At 61.2% G+C, this 19,488-nt stretch carries 17 protein-coding genes; 8 read left to right on the top strand and 9 right to left on the bottom strand.

Features of this window, described 5'->3' with window-relative positions:
- Window positions 1-23: 23 nt before the first annotated feature.
- Complete coding sequence (locus ADU59_RS15560) at window positions 24-785, bottom strand: SDR family NAD(P)-dependent oxidoreductase (protein ID WP_068955050.1); 762 nt, start codon at window positions 783-785, stop codon at window positions 24-26.
- Between the two features lie 171 nt (window positions 786-956).
- Between ADU59_RS15560 and ADU59_RS15555 the strand changes: the two genes are divergently transcribed.
- The 3 genes from ADU59_RS15555 (at window position 957) to ADU59_RS15545 (ending at window position 3,656) form a co-directional block, all read left to right on the top strand.
- Window positions 957-1,871, top strand: coding sequence for a LysR substrate-binding domain-containing protein (locus tag ADU59_RS15555; protein ID WP_068955049.1), 915 nt, complete (start codon window positions 957-959; stop codon window positions 1,869-1,871).
- Window positions 1,872-1,992: 121 nt separating this feature from the next.
- Window positions 1,993-2,850, top strand: a complete 858-nt coding sequence (locus tag ADU59_RS15550; RefSeq protein WP_068955048.1) for a sugar phosphate isomerase/epimerase family protein — start codon at window positions 1,993-1,995, stop codon at window positions 2,848-2,850.
- 215 nt (window positions 2,851-3,065) lie between these two features.
- Window positions 3,066-3,656, top strand: a complete 591-nt coding sequence (locus ADU59_RS15545; protein WP_068955047.1) for a 3'-5' exonuclease — start codon at window positions 3,066-3,068, stop codon at window positions 3,654-3,656.
- A 19-nt stretch (window positions 3,657-3,675) separates the two neighbouring features.
- On the opposite strand, the gene ADU59_RS15540 is transcribed toward ADU59_RS15545, so the two are convergent.
- The gene (locus ADU59_RS15540; protein ID WP_068955046.1) at window positions 3,676-5,067 is read right to left on the bottom strand and encodes an FAD/NAD(P)-binding protein; all 1,392 of its coding nucleotides are present in this window, start codon (window positions 5,065-5,067) and stop codon (window positions 3,676-3,678) included.
- 241 nt (window positions 5,068-5,308) lie between these two features.
- Here ADU59_RS15540 and ADU59_RS15535 point away from each other — a divergent pair, with 241 nt between their 5' ends.
- A complete protein-coding gene (locus tag ADU59_RS15535) occupies window positions 5,309-5,563 on the top strand; it encodes a hypothetical protein (RefSeq protein ID WP_139093180.1) in 255 nt (84 codons plus the stop codon).
- A gap of 40 nt (window positions 5,564-5,603) precedes the next feature.
- Here ADU59_RS15535 and ADU59_RS15530 read toward each other — a convergent pair whose 3' ends face one another.
- The 5 genes from ADU59_RS15530 to ADU59_RS15510 all read right to left on the bottom strand — a co-directional run bounded on the left by ADU59_RS15530 (window position 5,604) and on the right by ADU59_RS15510 (window position 10,742).
- Window positions 5,604-6,884 (bottom strand): TRAP transporter large permease, encoded by a 1,281-nt coding sequence (locus tag ADU59_RS15530; RefSeq protein ID WP_068955044.1) that lies wholly within the window; start codon window positions 6,882-6,884, stop codon window positions 5,604-5,606.
- A gap of 2 nt (window positions 6,885-6,886) precedes the next feature.
- The gene (locus ADU59_RS15525) at window positions 6,887-7,453 is read right to left on the bottom strand and encodes a TRAP transporter small permease (protein ID WP_068955043.1); all 567 of its coding nucleotides are present in this window, start codon (window positions 7,451-7,453) and stop codon (window positions 6,887-6,889) included.
- A 127-nt stretch (window positions 7,454-7,580) separates the two neighbouring features.
- Complete coding sequence (locus ADU59_RS15520; RefSeq protein WP_202970078.1) at window positions 7,581-8,675, bottom strand: DctP family TRAP transporter solute-binding subunit; 1,095 nt, start codon at window positions 8,673-8,675, stop codon at window positions 7,581-7,583.
- Between the two features lie 85 nt (window positions 8,676-8,760).
- The gene (locus tag ADU59_RS15515) at window positions 8,761-9,528 is read right to left on the bottom strand and encodes an SDR family oxidoreductase (RefSeq protein ID WP_068955042.1); all 768 of its coding nucleotides are present in this window, start codon (window positions 9,526-9,528) and stop codon (window positions 8,761-8,763) included.
- A 14-nt stretch (window positions 9,529-9,542) separates the two neighbouring features.
- Entirely contained in the window at window positions 9,543-10,742 is a 1,200-nt protein-coding gene (locus ADU59_RS15510; RefSeq protein ID WP_068955041.1) for a mandelate racemase/muconate lactonizing enzyme family protein, read from the bottom strand.
- A gap of 220 nt (window positions 10,743-10,962) precedes the next feature.
- Here ADU59_RS15510 and ADU59_RS15505 point away from each other — a divergent pair, with 220 nt between their 5' ends.
- The gene (locus ADU59_RS15505; protein ID WP_068955040.1) at window positions 10,963-11,682 is read left to right on the top strand and encodes a FadR/GntR family transcriptional regulator; all 720 of its coding nucleotides are present in this window, start codon (window positions 10,963-10,965) and stop codon (window positions 11,680-11,682) included.
- 186 nt (window positions 11,683-11,868) lie between these two features.
- On the opposite strand, the gene ADU59_RS15500 is transcribed toward ADU59_RS15505, so the two are convergent.
- Entirely contained in the window at window positions 11,869-13,644 is a 1,776-nt protein-coding gene (locus ADU59_RS15500) for a hybrid sensor histidine kinase/response regulator (protein ID WP_068955039.1), read from the bottom strand.
- A 149-nt stretch (window positions 13,645-13,793) separates the two neighbouring features.
- Between ADU59_RS15500 and ADU59_RS15495 the strand changes: the two genes are divergently transcribed.
- The 3 genes from ADU59_RS15495 (at window position 13,794) to ADU59_RS15485 (ending at window position 17,644) form a co-directional block, all read left to right on the top strand.
- A complete protein-coding gene (locus ADU59_RS15495; RefSeq protein WP_068955038.1) occupies window positions 13,794-14,453 on the top strand; it encodes a response regulator in 660 nt (219 codons plus the stop codon).
- A gap of 157 nt (window positions 14,454-14,610) precedes the next feature.
- A complete protein-coding gene (locus ADU59_RS15490; protein ID WP_068955037.1) occupies window positions 14,611-15,228 on the top strand; it encodes a LysE family translocator in 618 nt (205 codons plus the stop codon).
- Window positions 15,229-15,859: 631 nt separating this feature from the next.
- Window positions 15,860-17,644: an IlvD/Edd family dehydratase gene (locus tag ADU59_RS15485; protein ID WP_068955036.1), complete on the top strand. Its 1,785-nt coding sequence runs from the start codon at window positions 15,860-15,862 to the stop codon at window positions 17,642-17,644.
- A 139-nt stretch (window positions 17,645-17,783) separates the two neighbouring features.
- Here ADU59_RS15485 and ADU59_RS15480 read toward each other — a convergent pair whose 3' ends face one another.
- On the bottom strand, window positions 17,784-19,145 hold the full coding sequence (locus tag ADU59_RS15480) for an enoyl ACP reductase FabMG family protein (protein ID WP_068955035.1): 1,362 nt from the start codon (window positions 19,143-19,145) through the stop codon (window positions 17,784-17,786).
- Between the last annotated feature and the right edge of the window lie 343 nt (window positions 19,146-19,488).

The raw sequence follows: 19,488 nt of genomic DNA, 5'->3' as shown, positions 1-19,488 counted from the left end.
CTGTGAGATCCGGAATGGCGGCGTCAGTGGATGAGCATGCCGCCATTCACGTCGATGACCGCGCCGGTGACATAGCCGGAAAGATCGGAGGCGAGGAACAGATAGATGTTCGCCACATCGCGGGCATCGCCGAGACGATTGAGCGGAATACCCTTGAGGATGTCCGTGCGCATCTCGTCGGTGAGCTTGCCGCCGGTGATATCGGTCTGGATCAGGCCCGGGGTCACCGCATTGACGCGGATGCCATCGACGCCGAACTCGCGGGCCATGGCCTTTGAGAGACCGAGAACGCCCGCCTTGGCAGCCGAATAATGCGGGCCGCCGAAGATGCCGCCGCCGCGCTGCGCGGAAACCGAGGACATGCAGGCGATCGAGCCGCCGCCAGCGGCCTTCATGCCGGGGATGATCGCCTGGCTGAGATAGAGAACGCCGGTCATGTTGACGGCAACGATCCGCTCCCAGTCGGCACCCGAAATCTCAAGCGTCTTGACTGGCTGGGTGATGCCGGCATTGTTGATGAGGATGTCGATCTTGCCGAATTTTTCGATGATCCTGGCAGCGGCTGCGCCGCAGGAGGCGCGATCGGTCACGTCGCAGGCGATGCCGAGATGAGCGCCGCCTTCGACGGTGGCAAGGGATGCGGCAGCATCCGCGCTCGCGCCCTCGTCGAGATCGAGAATGGCGACGCGGGCGCCATGCTCCGCGAAAAGTTCAGCCGTGGCGCGGCCGATACCGCGCCTGCTCGCCGCCCCGGAAATGACGGCGGTCTTGCCCTTCAGCAACATGTATTCTCTCCTCCCCGGACATGATCGTGTCCGGCTCATGTCTGGCCGGCGCCTTCCCGGCGTGTCGGCCGCAGCGCCGATGTGGCGGTTGCAGGCGGCATATTGCAAAGTCGGCCCGGGTGCTTCAAACGCGAAGTTTACACGTGTCGGTGAATCTGTTTCACTAATCCCATGTTGAATGGAATTTCACTCTCCTCGATTCGCGCCTTTGAATCCGCTGCCCGCCTGGGGTCGTTCCGCGCCGCGGCCGATGAACTTCATCTGTCCGCCAGCGCCGTCAGTCACGCGATCGTCAAGCTCGAGCGGGCGTTGGGCAATCCGCTGTTTGAGCGGACATCGCGAACCGTCCGGCTGACGATCGCCGGACAGACGTTCCTGTCCTATGCATCCAGCGCCTTCGAGGATCTGCGCCGCGGGATCGAGGTCGTCTCCTCCAACCGGTCGCACCTGCTGCGCCTGCACTGCGCACCAAGCTTCGCAGCCCAGGTGCTGTCGCCCTGCCTCCCGCATTTCTTCGCGGCCAATCCGGGGATCGAGGTGCGTATCGCCGCCAGCACGAATTACGTCCGCTTTGTCGATGGTGAATTTGACGCCGACATCATCTACGGGGAGCCGCAGGGAGATGATCTTGTCGTCATTCCGCTCGGGCGTGAAACCGTGACGCCGCTTTGCGCGCCGGAACTGGCAGAACGGATCAGATCGCCGCGCGATCTTCTCGGGCTTGTCCTGATCCGCAGCGACAACAAGCGTCTGCGCTGGCCGGACTGGTTCGAGGCGAACGGCCTCGGTGCTCCCCCATTGCAGAGCATGAGCTTCGACAGAAGCTTCCTGGCGATCGACGCCGCCGCCAATGGCATGGGCGTGACGCTCGAATCGACCCGCCTTGCCCATCGCGAGCTGAAATCCGGCAGGCTCGTTGCCCCGCTGACCGGCGTCGCGCAGGACCTCTCGTATATCGGTCATTACCTGGCCTTCCCGAAATCGGGCAGCCAGAGACGCCTGGCGCGGCGGTTTGCGGACTGGCTTCTCGGCGAACTCGGCGAAGCTGCAGCGGAGACCTCTGCTCTCGCCCAGGTAAAATCATGAAATTCATTCACCGGTTCTTTAGTTTTTTCCGCTTGTCGTCCTGCCCGTTCCCGTAACATCTGGAGACAGGAAAGAGGCTGCGCTTCCCCGGTCGGAAAACGCAGCGGGAGGAAGACAAGACATGACAGAGCGGATCATTTCCGCGTCCGGCGCGCCCTATGACGGGCATGGCCGCGACATCATGCTGGACAGCATGGCCCGGGTTGGATTCACCCATATCGAGCCGGCCTTCATCGTCGGCTATACCGAGACCTTCGACGAAACCGCCTTCACGCCGGCAGAGGCGAGAGCCTGGCGAAACGCGATTGCCGCGGCGGGCCTGAGCTGTCACGCCCTGTCGTCCCATATCGATCTCGGGGCGGACAACGCTGTTAAGATTTTCACCGGCCGAATGGAATTCGCCGCCGCCATCGGCGCGAAGGTGATCGCCACCAACGCCGCACCCAGGGCACGCGCCGCCAGTTTCCTGCGCAACATCGAAGCGCTGCTGAAGCGGGCGCAAGCGCTCGACATCCTGATCGCGCTGGAAAACCCCGGTGACGGCAGCAGCAACCTCATCGATACCGCGGCCGACGGCGCCGCACTCGTCGCCCGGATCGGATCGCCCCATCTCGGCCTCAACTACGATGCAGCCAATACCGCCTCGCATCGTCCGTCGCTCGGCGACTTCGCCGCGGATGGCATCTTGGCCATTCCGGCTTGCGTGCACGCCCATATCAAGGACGTTCGAAGAACGCCGGAAGGCTGGTTCTTCACGCCGATCGGCGAAGGCGACATCGGCTGCGCCCGGATTCTGGCAGCCATGGCCGCGCGTCCGGATCTGCCTGTCAGCATCGAACTGCCCATGAGGCTTCATCGCGACAGCCGGGCGCAACCCGTGCGGCGCTCCGCTCCGGTTCCACTCCATGACATCGAAGACGGGTTGCGGCGCTCATTGGGCGCCGTCAAGGCGGGGCTTGCCAGCGGAAGCCAGCATTGAACCGCGGGAAGGTGGAAGGGCAGTTGTCATGCAACGTTTCGTCCACAATCCGGACGAAGTGGTGGAAGACACGCTCGCACGCGTGCTCATCCGGACAGCATCCAGCTCCGCGCCAAAAGCGGGCAAATTTCCGCCTTTTTGACGGAACAGAGCTTGTCTTTGCCAAATCGCTCGCTCACCGCTAGAAGCGGGGCAAGAGCAACCGGGACGCCGCCTTGAAGACCATTGCCATCGATTTCGAAACTGCCAACGAACAGCGTGGCAGCGCCTGCTCCGTGGGGCTGGCCTGGATCGAGGACGGCCGGGTCGTTCGGGTCGAGGAGCGGCTGATCCGTCCGAGCAACATGCGCTTTTCATCCTTCAACATCGCCATCCACGGTATCCGCCCGGAGCATGTCGAGGATGCCGGTGAGTTTCCCGAGGTGATGGACGAATTTACCGACGACTTTCGCGGCGCCACCATGATCGCCCACAATGCCGCCTTCGACTTCAGCGTCTGGCGCTCCTGTCTCGATCTCTACCGGCAGGCCTATCCGGAGCTTTCCTATCTCTGCTCGGTGAAGATGGCGCAAAAGGTCTGGCCCCATCTCGGATCGCACAAGCTCAATGTTCTCGCCAGCCATCTCGGCCTGACCTTCGCGCATCACAACGCCGCCGAGGACGCGGCGATCTGTGCCGAGGCGGCGATTGCGATGTCCCGCTCGCTACGCGTTTCGCATGTCCGCGACATTCCGCTGATGATCGGCATGCGGCCCGGCCGGCTGTTTTCCGGCGGCTATGACGCCTGCACCTGCCGAAAGGCATGAGGAAGTAGCAAGAGCGGCATCATACGGCGCCCCGCACCACATCGCCCATTTCGGCCAGTTCGTCGATCCAGGACCCGAGGGCTGATGCCGCCGCATGGGTCTGCGCGACGATCTCCGGCACCAAATCTATATCCGGAAGGCTGCCCAGCCCCAGCGGCCCCATGGCGAACAGTCCCTGAAACAGATCCGGCGCGGCCAGGGCGCGGCCGAAGCGATCGACGAGAATCCCAAGCTCGACTTCGTCGCGCCGCGCAAGGCCAGTGCGCAGCACCGAACGGAACAGGGGAGAATCAATGTCCGTCGGCCGGAAGCGGCAGTCTATCGTGCGATCGGCGGGGAGAACCTCAAGACCGGCGGCAGTCGCAAGAAGCACGCCGTTGATTGCGATGCGTTCGACTTTTCCCTTGCGCACCGTAATGGCGCCGCTGGCGAGCGCCTCATGCAGACGCCGGTAATGCTCCGGCGGCAGGCGATTGCGATGGCTGTCGTAGATGGCTTTCACATGCCGCTTGAACCGGCGGCGCTCTTCCGGCGTCAATCCTTCCCACAGATCGCGGGCGCGCAGGCGAAAACCGTTCATGATGCCCTGCCAGCCGGACCCTTCGGCATCGGCCGTATTGGCAGCCTCACGCAGGAAACGGAACGCGCCGCGAAGCGTGCCCGGCAGCGGCCGATCCGACGTGACGGGCCCGACGGCCGCGCGCGCATGCGACTGCGGCAGGAAACCGGATGCGGAGATCAGCGTGACATGAGACGCTTCGCCCGCCGCCAGCAGCCGGAGCGCCCGGTCGACGGCGTGAACCCCGCCACCGATCACCACCGTATCGCGAACCGCGCTCAGCGTCGACGGCTCGTCCGCCCCGTCGCGCAACCCGTAGCCGGTCGCCAGAAAGACGGCATCGAAGCGCGTTCGCTGCTGATCACCGAAGAAAATCGAAAGGCCGCGGCCCGGGTGCCTGTCGATCGCCGTGACGCTTTCCGGGCAGACCTGGACGATGACATCCGTCCGCCTTCTCAGGACCTCGGAGAAACGCTGATAGACATAGGCGCTGAAGATCTCTCCCGGCACGAACGACTGTTCGACGTTCAGCTCCGCCGGGTCCTGGCGATTGCGCCATGCCTCATCCGTTTCCAGCCATTGACGGAAATCATCCCGCGCCTGCGGATCGACGGAAAGGTCCCGCACCCGGCTGTTGAGGACCGTCGTTGCGGACTGGCTGACGCTCTCACCGCCATCGATCTTCGGCTGTGGATCGAACATCACCAGATGGAAAGGCCGGTCGAAGCCCTTGAGCAGAGCGATCGCCGTCATGATGCCGGTGAACCCACGGCCGACGATCGCGATCTTTGCAAGAGGGCCGGTATCCGCGCGTTGCGACGAATCGGAAAGATGGGGCGGGAAAAGCGTCATGCGTCGGTTCCTTTCTTGCGGGAAGCCAGGCGGTGTTGCATCAGCCGAACGAACCGGTTCGGCCATGACGGCATAATTCTCTACTAAAATAATAGAAATTAGCGTCCCGAAAGCAAGGGCTATTTTTCGAGCCGAATTTCGCCCGCTGCCGGCGGGAGCGTCTTATCCTCACCGCCGTGACCTCAGATCGGCAGACCTGCCGGCCGCCGCACTTTCGAGCATGGCCGGGATCTGTCAAACGATGCTGATGTGCCTGTCGATGGTTGCGATCGCCGTCCTGATCGGGGCTCAAGGCCTTGGCGAGGAGGTCGTGAAATCACTTCAATACGCAGCCCGGAGCCAAGGCCTGCTGGCCGGTTTTGCGCCCCTCACCTGCGCCATCGTGCTTGACCGTATCGTTCAGGGGGCAACAGAAAAATCCGGACAATGTTTGGGCTCAGGCCCCTATTCATCAAACCCCGTCAAATTGGAAAAAGGATTGATCAACAGGGCCTGAGCCTAGAAAGGTGAACTGAACAACGTCGATCGGCGAGCGGTCATCTCGACATCAGCGCCAGTGGCCACAGCACGATTTGCGGGAAGATCACGAGCAGGACAAGGACCGCAATCTGGGCGACCATGAAGGGCACAACCCCCTTGATGACACCGGTCATCGGAACCCGTGCCACGCCGCAGACGACGTTCAGCACCGTGCCGACTGGAGGTGTTACCAGCCCGATCGCATTGTTCATGATGAACAGCACGCCGAAATAGACGGGATCTATTCCTGCCTCCCGGACGATCGGCATCAACACCGGGGTCAGGATCAGCACCGTTGGCGTGAAGTCCATTGCCGTACCAACGATCAGTACGATCACCATGAGGATTGTCATCAGGAGGATCTTGTTCTCCATGAACGGCTGAACCATGTCGGCCAGTTGCTGCGGGATGTTCGCGGTGGTGATGAGCCAGGCGGAAACACCGGCGGCGGCGACGAGGAACATGACGACAGCCGTGGTTTCCGCTGCGCGATACATAAGTCCGAACAGATCGGACAGCTTGATCTCGCGATAGACAAAGACACCGACGAACAGTGAATAGACCGCCGCGATCACCGCCGCTTCGGTCGGCGTAAACGCGCCGATCTTCAAGCCGCCGATGACGACCACGGGCATGACAAGCGCCCACAACGCCTTGCGCGTCTCGCTCAGCCGCTCGGCAAGGGTTCGCCTGGGCTCAACTCTCGGCTTGTCCCGCCCGATACTCCAGCGCCAGGCCAGCATGATGGCAAGACCCATCAGCAGTCCCGGCACGATGCCGGCCAGGAAGAGTTTGGTGATCGATACGCCGCCGGCGACGCCAAAGATGATCATGCCGACCGACGGCGGGAGCACCGGAGCGATGATACCGCCGCACGAGATGAGCCCGCACGAACGATTGATATCGTAGCCCGCATTCCGCATCAGCGGGATCAGGACTGATGCAAGCGCCGCCGCGTCGGCGACCGCCGAGCCCGAAAGCGATGCCATGACGATCGCGGCCAGGACCGCAACATAACCGAGGCCGCCACGAATATGACCGATCCACGCCATGGCCATCGTAATGATGCGCCGGGTCATTCCACCGGCATTCATCAATTCGCCGGCCAGCATGAAGAAGGGAACGGCGAGCAGCGGGAAGCTGTTGGCGCCGTCCCACATGTTCTGGATGACGATCTGCGGGTCGGGAATGCCCATGTAGAACATCATCACAAGTCCGCATCCGATCAGTGCGAACGCAATGGGCATGCCCAGCGCCATCAGGCCCAGAAGCGACCCTATGAAGACAAAAACGATCATGATCAGCGTCCCTTTTGCTCGTCGGCCGCGCGTGCTGCCTGTAGCCCCTCGTCAAGGCCTTCCTCGTGAACGTCGATCAGTTCTTCATCGGCAATATCCCCCATGGCCAGCCGCACGAGGTTCGACAGGCAGATCAAAGCGATCGCCGCACCGGTGACGTAGCTGACCCCATAGACCCACAGCATGCTGATCTGCGCGACCGGAGATTCCGTGATTTTCAGGATGTCGTGCTGAAGCCAGGTGCCGTAGAAGATGAAAACGGCACAGACGAGCATCACCACCTGGCTGATTGCCCAGCACACCTTTCGTCCAAGGACCGGCAGTGCCTGCACGACGATGTCGACACCCAGATGGCTACGCCTGTGCAGGCCGATGATTCCTCCGAGAAAAGTCATCCACACGAACGCAAATCGTGGAAGCTCCTCCGAGATGTCGATCCCGGTATTGAAAAACAAACGCAGGACGACATTGCCAAAAACCATCACAAGCATCGTCGCCATGCAGAGTACAAGGATGACCTCAATGGCGCGGTAGAACCCGCCGACTCCTGCATCCAGAAATGCGCGCATTTTCCTCTCCCCAGCGAGACCGGTTGCCGCATTCGATGCGCGGCTCCCCTCGCAGATTTCACAGGCCTCGCTCAGAACACTGCGGCGACGAGCCGGCATTCGGCCGGCTCGTTGCTGACAACAACGTTTATTTTCTGTGCTTCGCGATCTCGGCATAGAACTGATCGACGAATTCATTGCCAATCACGTCCTTGTTCTTGGCGACGACCGGTTCGATCGCCTTGCGGATCGCATCGAGTTCCGCCGGCGGCATCACCGTCGCCTCCATGCCCTCGGCCTCGAGCTTCTTGAGAGCTTCGGCGGCATCACGCAATTCGGCCTCCCGCTGGAAGGTGCGCGTCTTCTCCGCTGCAGCCTGGATGGCGTTCTGCTGGTCCGGCGTCAGCGAGTCATAGAACCTCTTGGAAGCCAGTAGCGCCACGGGCGTGTAGACGTGGTTGGATGCGGTAAGGTACTTCTGCACCTCGAACATCTTGTTCGCATACATGTCCACGAAAGGGTGCTCGTAGCCGTCGAGAGCCCGTGTCTCGAGCGCCGTATAGACCTCGGTGAACGCCATGGGCACGGCGTTCATGCCAAGTGCCTTGAAGCTTGCGAGAGCCATGGGGCTTTGCATCACCCGGACTTTCAGTCCCTTCATGTCGGCAAGCGATGCCACCGGGTGTTTGCTGTTCGACAGATTGCGGAACGCTCCACCGGCCCAGACAAGGCCATGAATATTCATATCGGCAAGGTTGTCGAGCAGACGCTTTCCTTGCGGACTATCGAGCACTTCCGCAGCCTCGGCGTCGGTCGCAAACAGGAAAGGAACGTCAAAAATCTGAAGTTCCTTCTCGTGGGTCGCGATCGGAGCAAGCGCGCCCATGTAAAGGTCGATGGTTCCCGACTGAAGCGCCATCAGCATCTTCTCTTCGGATCCGATCGCGGAATTGCCGAAGACGTCGACTTTCACGCTGCCACCGGTTGCCTTCGCCACTTCCTCGGCGAAGTATTTCATCGCTGCCGAGCGCGGATGGGTATCGGCAAACCCATGGCCGAGTTTTGCCACCTTGGCGTCCTCAGCCAAAGTCGGTGTAGCCGGCACGACGGCCAGTGCGATCGCCGCGCATATGCCGAAACCGATTGCACGACGCGTCATGCGCGGCGTGTCTCCCGCGCCGACGCGCAGCGCCAGATATTGTTTTCCCGCGCGAAATGCGCGCTTCATCGATCCGAGTTTCATGTCATTCCTCCCTTGGTTTCGTTGGAACTTGTCATGCTCCCCCGAAGCGCGACAAAGTGATTTCGTAGGCGCGCTCCTCGCGCGCCTACAACACGGAAATCATCCCGCCATCGGCATAGACGATCTGGCCATTGACGTAGTCGGATGCGGCGGACGCGAAATAGATGACGGTTCCCGCCAGTTCCTCCGGCCGGCCCCAGCGCCGGGCCGGCGTGCGTGCCTTGACCCAAGCGTCGAATTCCGGGTTGGCGAGCAAGGCCTCGTTCATGTCCGTGATCATGTAACCGGGGCCGATCGCGTTGGCCTGGATGCCCTTTTCGGCCCATTCGGCCGCCATGGCCTTGGTCAGCATCTTGATACCGCCTTTGGCGACCGTGTAGGGCGCGACCGTCGCCCGGGCGAGTTCGGAGGTCAGCGATCCGATATTGATGATCTTGCCGGAACCACGTTCCGCCATCCGCTTTGCCGCCTCCCGGCCGACGAGGAAAGCCGAGGTGAGATTGGTATCGATCACGCGACGCCAGTCGGCGGTCGCCAGCTCAAGCATCGGCTTGCGAAACTGGATCCCGGCATTGTTGACGAGGATGTCCACCCGGATGCCATCCCGATCGAACGTCTCGAAGGCCGCAACGACGGCGGCTTCGTCGGTCACGTCGAATGCTAAGGTCAACACATCGCGGCCGGCCAATCGCATTGCTGCGGCGGCCTCTTCGAGGCGCGTGGTATCGACACCGTTGAGGATCACCCGGGCGCCGGCATCTGCCAGCCCCTCTGCAAAGGCCCGCCCCAGCCCGCGAGACGAACCCGTCACCAGAGCAGTCTTGCCGCTGAGATCGAATAGTGAAACGCTCATAACGATTTCCCTCCTCAGAGTTCGGTCACACGGACCGTGAGATCCGCGCGTTCGAAGAAGGAAGGCTGCAGCTCCGTACCGAGACCGGGGCCTTCCATCGGATAGACGAAGCCGCCTTCGATGCGCGGCACCTCCGTTACAAGCTCGCGATACCAGCCCTTGTAGAAGGCGCGCACGCTTTCCTGAATGAGCGTGTTGGGTTGCGAGAAGCTCATGTGGATGGCGGCAGCGAAGCCGACCGGGCCGATGCAGTCATGCGGCGCGAAGGGCCGGTGATAGGTCTCCGCCATGGCCGCGATCTTGCGGCCTTCGGTCAGTCCGCCCGTCCAGCAGAGGTCGGCCATGACGACATGGGCGGCGTCCCGGTCGAGATAATCCTTGTAGGCAAAACGGGTACCGAGCGTTTCGGAAGCGCAGGTCCACACGTCGGTGGAATGCGCGTATTCGGCGAGCGCCTGCGGCGAGTTCATCCGGATCGGATCTTCGTACCAGGTCGGCTTGAAGGGTTCGAGCGCCCGCGCAATCTGCTTGGCGACCGGCAGGTTCCAGAGCGAATGGAACTCGACCATGATATCCATCTGGTCGCCGACGGCCTTGCGGATCAACTCGAACGGCCGGATCGCCGTCCTCATCTGATCCGCCGTGATGAACAGGCCGCGGTTTTCCATCGCCGGCGGATCGAACGGCCAGATCTTCATCGCCCGGATACCGTTCGACAGGAGATCCTCCGCAAGTTCGCCCGCCCGGTTCATGAAGCCGTCGAGATCCTCGTAAGGCCCCGCTTCCCCGCCGAGGTTCCAGGTGTCCACGGGCTTGATCTTCTTCGTCCGGACATAGCGGCTTCCGGCGCACGTATTGTAGACGCGCATCTTCTCCACGCAGAGGCCGCCCAGCATCTGGTGGACCGGTTGTCCGCACACCTTGCCGAACAGATCCCACAGCGCGATATCGATTGCGGAAGCCGCCCGATGTTCGGCCCCCGTCGAGGCATGCCCCATCGGGAGGTTCAGCATTTCCCTGTGAAGGGCCTCGATGTGAAGCGGGTTGCGGCCCACGAGCCGGCTCGCCAGCGTATCGTGAATATGGGCTTCTACCGCGGCTGCCCCATAAAAAGTCTCTCCCAGACCGGTGATGCCCTGATCCGTCTCGACATGCACCCAGAGAACATTGGAGAACTCATCGGCACGAAAAGTCTTGATTGCAGTAATCTTCATCGTCGCTTCCGTTCGATCGGCCGGGCTTTCGCCAGGCGCCGCCACTACGGTCGGAAAGATGCGAGGACAAAAGAAAGCCATCGACCGCATGCCCAGGCATGCAGCCCTGTGACCTCCATCAAAGTCCTGCTGACGGCTCCTCCCAGCCGATTTTTCTGGCGGAACTTCTGACAACCTTTTATAATGGTGTCAACTGAAATTGTGAAAGTAGTGCCCTGAAATGGATAAAGCTGTAGTACAGGTTGACGAGCAAGATGCAGGCCTCGTCGAACGGGCCATCGCCGGCATCCGTGCGTACATGCGTGAAAACCAGCTCCGGCCGGGCAGCCTCATGCCGAGCGAAACCGCCATGGCCGCCAAGCTCGACGTTTCGAGGACCGTGGCACGGGAAGCCTTTCGCGCGCTTGCCGCGCTCGGAATTATTGAGGTCAGCATAGGGCGCCGCGCGCGTGTCGCCGCACCGGATGCAGTGCCGCTCAGCATGATTCTCGATCATACCGTAACGATGAAGCAGCTCAGCGTTCAGCAGGTACTGGATGTTCGCCGTACACTTGAGCTTCGTACGGTAAACCTCGCGTCTCTGCGCAGGACGGATGCACAGGCGCTGGAACTTCTCCGGATAGTGGAAGATATGTTCCACACACTCGAAGCGCCGGAAACGCTCATGGAACTCGACATCCGTTTCCATGAACTGATCGCCCAGGCTTCGGGCAACTCCCTCTACGGGATCATCGTCGGTTCGTTCCGCGTCATTACGCAACAAACCTGGCATATCGGTTGGCGCAGCCGCGCCACTTTGGAGAACCGCACTGAAAACATCCGCTGCCACCAGAGGATCGCCGAGGCGATCAGCCTCCAAAATCCGGAGATGGCGGAGACTGCCATGGCCGAACATTTCGACTCGGCCATCAGCGTCCTGCTTCGGGCAGGCGTTAATTGACGCAGGCAAGATACGCGTATTGTCTGCCGCCCAGCCCCGACGCCGTCCGTCTCGGGATTGCTTCATCCTGGCCCCGCTTGCAAAGCAAGGGTGCCTATGCGCCGGCTGCCGCTCGGCAATCACCCCATGCTGTTCCGGCCCCGATCAGACATGGTTTTATGATCATGCAACGGTGGAAGCTTTCCATCAACGGAGCCTCGCGTTGAGATCCCGCGGCCCACTTTCGAAATGAGTTTTCAGGATGACGTCACGCAGATCGTCGCCGGTAATGGGCTTGTGGAGCAGGCGATAACCACTCGCGGAGACTTCGCTCAGGCGTGAGGGCGAAGTGTCGCCTGTCACGATGATGGCCGGGACGGAACGACCCAGATAGTCACAAAGCGCGCGGATCGCCTCCAAACCCGTCGTTCCGTCTTCGAGGCGATAGTCTGCGATCACCAGGTCGACCCGCGCTTTCCCTGCCTCTTGCGCAGCGCTGTGAACGCGGCACGCTTCGGCGGCCGAGCGGCCGGCATAGATCCGGTGACCTTCGAGGGCAAGAAGCTGACGGATCGCGTCCAGGATATCCAGTTCGTCGTCTACGACCATGATACCCAGCGAAACCCCGGCAGGGGATGTTTCGTGTGCCGCCGCCTTCGGCTCTGTTCTCTTCGTCAAGGGAACGGTGATGGAGAACATCGATCCGCGCCCTTCCACCGAGACCAGTTTCAATGGGTGACCGAGCAATTCGGCCGTTCGGCGAACGATTGCAAGACCCAGGCCAAGACCCTGTGTTCGGTCCCGCGCCGGGTTTTTCAATTGGACGAATTCCTCAAAGACGGCTTTCTGCTGACCGGACGGAATACCGATCCCCGTATCCCAAACCTGAATTTCGACCGAGCTTCCGCGCCGACGGCAGCCAAGCAGAACCCGCCCATCCCTGGTGTATCGAAAGGCATTCGACAGAAGATTGTCGAGAATGCGTTTCAGCATCATGGGATCGCTATCGACCCAATGATCGCTTTCCACCACAGACCATTCGAGACCTTGCCCCTTCGCCGCGGCGGCAAACTCGCCGTGAAAATTGCGGAACAGTTCGTCAAGCGAGACCGGTTCCCTTGCAACCGTTACGACACCGGCATCAAGCCGCGACATGTCGAGGAGTGCATTCAGAAGGCCGCTCAGGTTGGCGACAATCGACTTGGCGCGGCTTGCGAGATCGCGGGCATCCTTGGCTGGAACATTTCCGCGCTGCCCGAGGACTGCAAGCGCGGAGATGAACAGGCTGAGCGCATGGATGGGCTGGCGCAAATCGTGGCTGGCGGCAGCAAGGAACCGCGTTTTGGCGTGGTCCGCAGCCTGCGCCCGATCGCGTTCCTGTTCCAGACGGCCGATCAGTGAGACATTTTCCGAACGCAGCCTCACCGTTTCGGACAGCATGCGGTATGTGACACGGCCGTAGTAGAGGTTAACGCCAGCAAGGCAGGCAAGGAAGAAAAGATAGATATTATATATTTCTCCTTCCGCGGTGAAGCAGCGCAAGGCGACCGGAACCAGCATGGCCGCGAGAGAGCCTGGAAGAGCTGGCGGAAATGCCGCAAGCGAAGATACCGATCCGCAGGCAAGGCCCGTCAGCACGATCATCGTGAACGAAAACAGATGAGGCTCACCGGGCAAAAAGCCCATCAAACCGAGCGAGCCCCAAAGCAGGCCCGATACCCATGAGAACGCCGTTGCACGCCAAGCCCATCGCGAGGCGGAAGCCATCTCATCCGCCCGCTTGAAAAAAAGAAACGCGAGTACGGCCCGCCCCGCCGTCACCACGTACATCACACCGATCCATGCAAGCAGCCAGCCCGCAGGCACGGCGTCGCGGAAGATGTAGACGACGGGAAGGGGAATTATGAAATTGACGAACAGCACCGCATAGGACTGGCGGTACAAGAGGTCAACGAGAGCTTCCTGTATTTTATCGTCCTGCATCACGCCCCTCAAAGCTCGGATAGATGTCGCTCACCCCACGCCGATGCATAACAGCTTGAATTCCCGGCGGCACGCTTCTCATAACCGGCGGCACGCTTCTCATAAAAGGATCATCGAAGAATCGCCGTCGATACAGTAATGGTGAAAGCATGAAACGCCCACTGACCGCCATTCTTGCCGACGACCATGCCATTATCCGCGAAGGCCTGAAGCTGCTCATCTCGGTGATGGAAAATGTGTCTGTTATCGCCGAGGCAGCGGATGGCGAGGCTCTGCTGGGGCATGTGCGCGGCACGCGCGCCGACCTGCTGATCCTCGATCTCGGCATGCCCGGAGTTGCCGGAATCCAGTTCATCTCCGATATAAGGGCCCTTGCGCCTCGATTGAAAATTCTGGTGCTGACGGCCAATATCGAGCCGAGAACGGTGCGGGCTGCGCTGGAGGCCGGCGCCAGCGCCTATCTGACCAAGGACGGCGACCCGGAGGAACTTGGCGCGGCCATCGAAGCGGTGAAGAACGGCGGAACCTATCTGGCTCAGACCGTCCGCTTCGCGATCAGCGAACCGGCCCGAAACAGCAGGCCGCCAGCGGCGCAGGACATGCTGTCGCCCATCCCGCTGACGCGGCGCGAGCATCAAATCCTGGCACTGGTGGCGCAAGGCATGACCGCGCGGGACATTGCCGAGCGGCTGGGCATCAGTCCCCTGACCGCCCGCAAGCATCGGGAAAACCTGATGCGCAAGCTCAATCTCCATAGTGCCGCCGAACTGACCGCCTACGCGGTTCGCCTGGGATTGCCCGCCGGCTGACAGGACCGTTCAGGGCGCGCAGTTCCGGGTAATATTCTCTTAACCATCAACTGATTATCGAAGCGCGGCGGCCGTTCAAATACGGCATCTGCCGTATGTCTTCCTCCCGGAGCCGCGCCTATCCCTCCCACGGCTGAAACATCTGGGAGGACCCATCATGCCGTCGCTGGAACTGTGGATTCCATTTGCCATCGCAACGCTTGCCTTCGCTTGCGTGCCAGGGCCTGCAATACTCTATATGACCGCGCAGACCGTTGCCCATGGCCGCCAGGCAGGCTTGATGGCGGCACTTGGTGTTCATCTTGGCTGTTACGTGCATATCATCGCCGCAGCAGTGGGGCTCGCCGCGCTGATGGAGCATGCGCCGGTCGTTTTTTCGATGATCCGATTTGCGGGGGCTGCCTACCTCATCACGCTCGGCCTTGCCATGCTCCTGGGCTGGAACCGCACCGGCAAGGACGGTGCCCAGCCGGCGCCGAACACATTTCGTGACAGCATGGTCGTTGAAATCCTCAATCCCAAGACTGCGCTGTTCTTCCTGACCTTCCTGCCGCAATTCGTGGATTCGTCGGCCGCCATTCCCGTGGGACTGCAGTTCCTCATCCTCGGCCTCATCGTCAATCTCATCTTCTCGATGGCCGATCTCACCGCGGTCGGCATCGCCTCGCTCGCCGTTGGACGCTTGATGGGCGGCGGAGGCGGATGGATGGTCCCGAAAACCTGCGGCACCATCCTCATCGGATTGGGCGTGGCGCTTGTCAGCCACCATGTCTGATCGCGCAAATGCCGGGCTTTCCGGCCCGAAATACGGCATCTGCCGTATTGTTCGGACGCGCGGCGTGCATGCTGCCACCGACGTCGACATCGGCAGCCTCGGTGTCACCGCCCGTGGCATGCTGGGCTGGCGGCATGCCTTCGGCGATACCGTGCCGACCTCCAGATCGCGAAATCCGCAACGCTTGGCTTCGCCTATGCCGGCCAGGTCGCCAGCAAGGCACAGGATCACAGCTTCAAGCTCGACCTTGCCGTGAGGTTCTGACGGGCTTGCCGCAAAAGTATTCGCGGCCGGCAACTCCCCCTGAACGGGTGCGTTTCACGCGGAAATGGTCGCTCTCGGCGTCTTGCAGGAGATGCTTGGTAACGCAATGCCCGCAATCGGGACGCAGGAGCCGATCATCGAATGACGTCCTGATCGCCGAGAGAAAGGTGCTGGTGTCAGCGATGCCGACCTTTTCGGGCGAGAGCAAGGGCTTCGTCCTGTCGACAATATACGGCTAAGGGCCAGAATTTGCGACAAGCCTCCGTTGACCCACCAGGTGCGCCAAACGTTTTTCGACTTCGTGACGGCACGCGGCGATGATACAGACTTGGTGGTTTTGCTGGCACGGTTAAGAGCGGGGATGACAATGGCTGAGGACGACAAGGGCGGGCGGCGTCTGCGCTCACAGGACTGGTTCGACAATCCCGATCATCTCGATATGACGGCGCTCTATCTCGAGCGCTTCATGAATTACGGAACGACGCCGGAAGAACTGCGCGCCGGCAAGCCGATCATCGGCATTGCCCAGAGCGGCAGCGATATCAATCCCTGCAACCGCCACCATATCGAACTTGCCAAGCGCATCCGCGATGGCATTCGCGATGCCGGCGGCATCCCGATCGAGTTTCCGACGCATCCGCTGTTTGAGAACTGCAAGCGGCCGACCGCGGCGCTCGACCGAAACCTTGCCTATCTCGGCCTGGTCGAAATCCTCTACGGGTATCCTCTCGACGGCGTGGTGCTGACCACCGGTTGCGACAAGACCACGCCCTCGGCGCTGATGGCAGCCTCTACCGTCGATATTCCGGCGATCGTCTTTTCCGGCGGCCCGATGCTCGACGGCTGGCACGATGGCGACCTGGTCGGATCCGGCACCGTGATCTGGCGGTCGCGCCGCAAATATGCGGCGGGCGAAATGACGCGCGAGGAATTCCTGCAGTCGGCGCTCGATTCCGCGCCGTCGATCGGCCATTGCAACACAATGGGCACCGCCTCGACCATGAATGCCATGGCCGAAGCGCTCGGCATGTCGCTGACAGGCTGCGCCGCCATTCCGGCAGCCTATCGCGAACGCGGCCAGATGGCCTATCGCACCGGGCGCAGGGCGGTCGAACTGGTCCTGCAGAATATCAAGCCCTCGAATATCCTGACGCGCGCGGCGTTCCTCAACGCGATCCGGGTGAATTCGGCGATTGGCGGTTCGACCAATGCGCAGCCGCATCTGGCCGCCATGGCCAAGCATGCCGGCGTCGAATTGCATCCCGACGACTGGCAGATCCACGGCTTCGACATCCCCCTGCTGGCCAATGTGCAGCCGGCCGGCGCCTACCTCGGCGAGCGGTTCCACCGGGCCGGCGGCGTTCCCGCCATCATGTGGGAACTGCTGCAGGCCGGCAAACTGGAGGGCGGCTGTCCGACGGTGACCGGCAAGACCATGGCAGAAAATCTTCAAGCCCGTGAAGCGACCGACCGCGAGGTAATCCTGCCTTTCGACGCGCCATTGAAGGAGCGCGCCGGCTTTCTGGTGCTGAAGGGCAATCTGTTCGATTTCGCGATCATGAAGATGAGCGTCGTCTCCGCCGGCTTCCGAGAACGCTATCTGAGCGAACCGGGAAAGGAAGGCGTCTTCGACGGCAAGGCGGTGGTGTTCGATGGCTCCGAGGATTATCACAAGCGCATCAACGACCCCACGCTGGATATCGACGAGCGGACCATCCTGGTGATCCGCGGCGCCGGCCCGCTCGGCTGGCCGGGGTCGGCCGAAGTGGTCAACATGCAGCCGCCGGATCACCTGATCAAAAAGGGCATCCTCAGCCTGCCGACGATCGGCGACGGCCGCCAGTCGGGCACTGCCGACAGCCCGTCGATCCTCAATGCCTCTCCGGAGAGTGCAGCCGGCGGCGGCCTTGCCTATGTGCGTAGCGGCGACATCATCCGGATTGATTTCAACCACGGCCGTTGCGATATGCTGGTCGAACCGGCGGAAATCGAACGGCGCAAGGCGGAGGGTATTCCCGCCGTTCCGGGCGATGCCACGCCATGGCAGATGCTGTACCGCCGTACCGTGACGCAACTGTCCGACGGCGCCGTCATTGAAGGCGCTCCGGAGTTCCGCAAGCTGGCTGAAAAACTACCGCGACATAACCACTGAAGAGGCAGCAGGCGCCCCTCCCCCGGCGCCGGGCGCGCCGCTGTCGTTACCGGCCGTTCATTGCGAGCTGCTGTCGGCGCGACGAGAACACAAGTTGTGCTTCAAGCGCATTCGATGAGGGGCGGGGCAATGCTCGCCGCTAAGCGAACATCCTCACCTTCTCCGTGGTGGAGGTCTGGATGTCCGTCCGGTGGCTCGCGTTGAGCCGCTGAGCGACGATGTCGTGGTTGAGCCACAGAACCGGGCCTGTTGGGGCGGAGGTTTCCGCAAAAATGAGCTTTCCGGTAGCCTCAACGACCAGGCTGCTGAGAAGATCGCTGATCAGAACCTTGCTGTCCCTGTGCATCTGCGTGATTTCACTCGAGGTGCCGATGGTCAGATCGGACTGTCCCTGACTGTTGGGCATGGGCCACAGGGAAAAATCGTAGAAAGGCTGCATGACGTCGTCGGCCTGAAGATCAATGATCTTTTGCAGGACATCATCCACCGAAAAACCGTCTGCCAGCTGATCCTGGCAGGCCTGCCATAGTTCGTCGGCCCACTGGCCGCCGCCTTCCTTTTTCAACGCGAGCAGGAGAGGTATCAGTGGCAGCTCAATACCCGCGAAGACGTCGGACGAATTGGTTCGGATTTCCGGGCAGTTGTAGACCGTTGCCTTGACGCCGGCTGCCCAGGCCTCTTGGGCAATGGCCTCAAGCCGCATCTTCGCGTAGCCCTGAGTGTAGTTGGTATAGGTCTGCCAGCGGTACGCGTCGCCGATGAGAATGCCCGTTCCGTGATATCCGTAGGCCGTATAGCGAACCTGTCCACCTGAAGCCTCGATCCGTGCCCGGATCGGCGCGCTCAGATTGATGAGATGCTGGAAAGTGTTTGCGGAAACCTCATCGAAGTTCTGCAGGATGAGCTTGCCCATGTCGCTGTCGAGCAGGGTCTGGGACGACATGTGCCGCGCGCCGCGGCCTTTGTAAATCCGGTTCGCGATGACGAGGAATGCCTTGGCTTTCGGGATTCCGCCGGCCATCGTGTGAGCGAAGAAGACATTCTTGCCGTCCGCGATGATCCCATCGAGAATTTCCATCACCTGGGATAGCGAATGTCTGAAGCGCTCCACGCCGACATTTCGACATTGAGCGATGTACGGCCAATCAAGCTTGTCGGTCTGCCAGCTTTCCAGCGTCATGCCTGCCAGAAGATCGGTGGGAGTAGGCTCGCCCGCAGGAGCATCAAGATCGAATCCGGCCATGAGCGGCACATTGATGATTTTCCCGCCGAGCTGCTGTTCGGCAGCTTCCAGTTCTTCCTCTGTTAGCGGTCTCAGGGCATTGTTCTCATCGCGCCGCCCGACCGTGATGCCCACAATCTGCATGCCGGCACGTCTCGCCTCTTCGAGCAGCCCGGTCGCATAACCGCGTCCGAACAGCTCGCCGAATAGAACGAAAATATCGCCTTTTCGAAAGACGGTGTTCTGGGACATGTGTTGCAGGGCGGTCGGATTTTTCATGGTGCAAACTCTTTCAGAAAGGGTCGCGGTCAACCCTTCGGATATTGTTGAAGCTTACTGCACTACATTGGCGGGTAATGGGAACTCATAATAAGTGACCAAGTATGTCAGTTCGTGAACTGCCGGGCCGACCAAGCCCTCGCTTTTTGGCCAAGCCCTCCCCTTTTGGACGGCGAGCCCACGTGTTTGAGCGACGGCTCGCCTTTTGCAACCGCCGGCGCCGTTTGCATTGCAGACTTCGGCTGGGGTTCACGCCGCCCAAAAAGCGCAGCGTTCAAATTTCATTTGTCGACATAAAATATGCTGTTTGAGGCCATGACCGGAATCCGTTACGAGGAGAGCT

The organism is Pararhizobium polonicum (assembly GCF_001687365.1).
Classification (GTDB): Bacteria; Pseudomonadota; Alphaproteobacteria; order Rhizobiales; family Rhizobiaceae; genus Pararhizobium; species Pararhizobium polonicum.
The sequence above is the reverse complement of the archived record's forward strand: the minus strand, read 5'-3'. Positions and strand labels throughout refer to the sequence as shown.

Coding starts and splice junctions, on each gene's coding strand:
- ADU59_RS15560 (WP_068955050.1), bottom strand. CDS start 785: ATGTTGCTGAAGGGCAAGACCGCCGTCATTTCCGGGGCGGCGAGCAGG.
- ADU59_RS15555 (WP_068955049.1), top strand. CDS start 957: ATGTTGAATGGAATTTCACTCTCCTCGATTCGCGCCTTTGAATCCGCT.
- ADU59_RS15550 (WP_068955048.1), top strand. CDS start 1,993: ATGACAGAGCGGATCATTTCCGCGTCCGGCGCGCCCTATGACGGGCAT.
- ADU59_RS15540 (WP_068955046.1), bottom strand. CDS start 5,067: ATGACGCTTTTCCCGCCCCATCTTTCCGATTCGTCGCAACGCGCGGAT.
- ADU59_RS15535 (WP_139093180.1), top strand. CDS start 5,309: ATGCTGATGTGCCTGTCGATGGTTGCGATCGCCGTCCTGATCGGGGCT.
- ADU59_RS15530 (WP_068955044.1), bottom strand. CDS start 6,884: ATGATCGTTTTTGTCTTCATAGGGTCGCTTCTGGGCCTGATGGCGCTG.
- ADU59_RS15525 (WP_068955043.1), bottom strand. CDS start 7,453: ATGCGCGCATTTCTGGATGCAGGAGTCGGCGGGTTCTACCGCGCCATT.
- ADU59_RS15520 (WP_202970078.1), bottom strand. CDS start 8,675: ATGAAACTCGGATCGATGAAGCGCGCATTTCGCGCGGGAAAACAATAT.
- ADU59_RS15515 (WP_068955042.1), bottom strand. CDS start 9,528: ATGAGCGTTTCACTATTCGATCTCAGCGGCAAGACTGCTCTGGTGACG.
- ADU59_RS15510 (WP_068955041.1), bottom strand. CDS start 10,742: ATGAAGATTACTGCAATCAAGACTTTTCGTGCCGATGAGTTCTCCAAT.
- ADU59_RS15505 (WP_068955040.1), top strand. CDS start 10,963: ATGGATAAAGCTGTAGTACAGGTTGACGAGCAAGATGCAGGCCTCGTC.
- ADU59_RS15500 (WP_068955039.1), bottom strand. CDS start 13,644: ATGCAGGACGATAAAATACAGGAAGCTCTCGTTGACCTCTTGTACCGC.
- ADU59_RS15495 (WP_068955038.1), top strand. CDS start 13,794: ATGAAACGCCCACTGACCGCCATTCTTGCCGACGACCATGCCATTATC.
- ADU59_RS15490 (WP_068955037.1), top strand. CDS start 14,611: ATGCCGTCGCTGGAACTGTGGATTCCATTTGCCATCGCAACGCTTGCC.
- ADU59_RS15485 (WP_068955036.1), top strand. CDS start 15,860: ATGGCTGAGGACGACAAGGGCGGGCGGCGTCTGCGCTCACAGGACTGG.
- ADU59_RS15480 (WP_068955035.1), bottom strand. CDS start 19,145: ATGAAAAATCCGACCGCCCTGCAACACATGTCCCAGAACACCGTCTTT.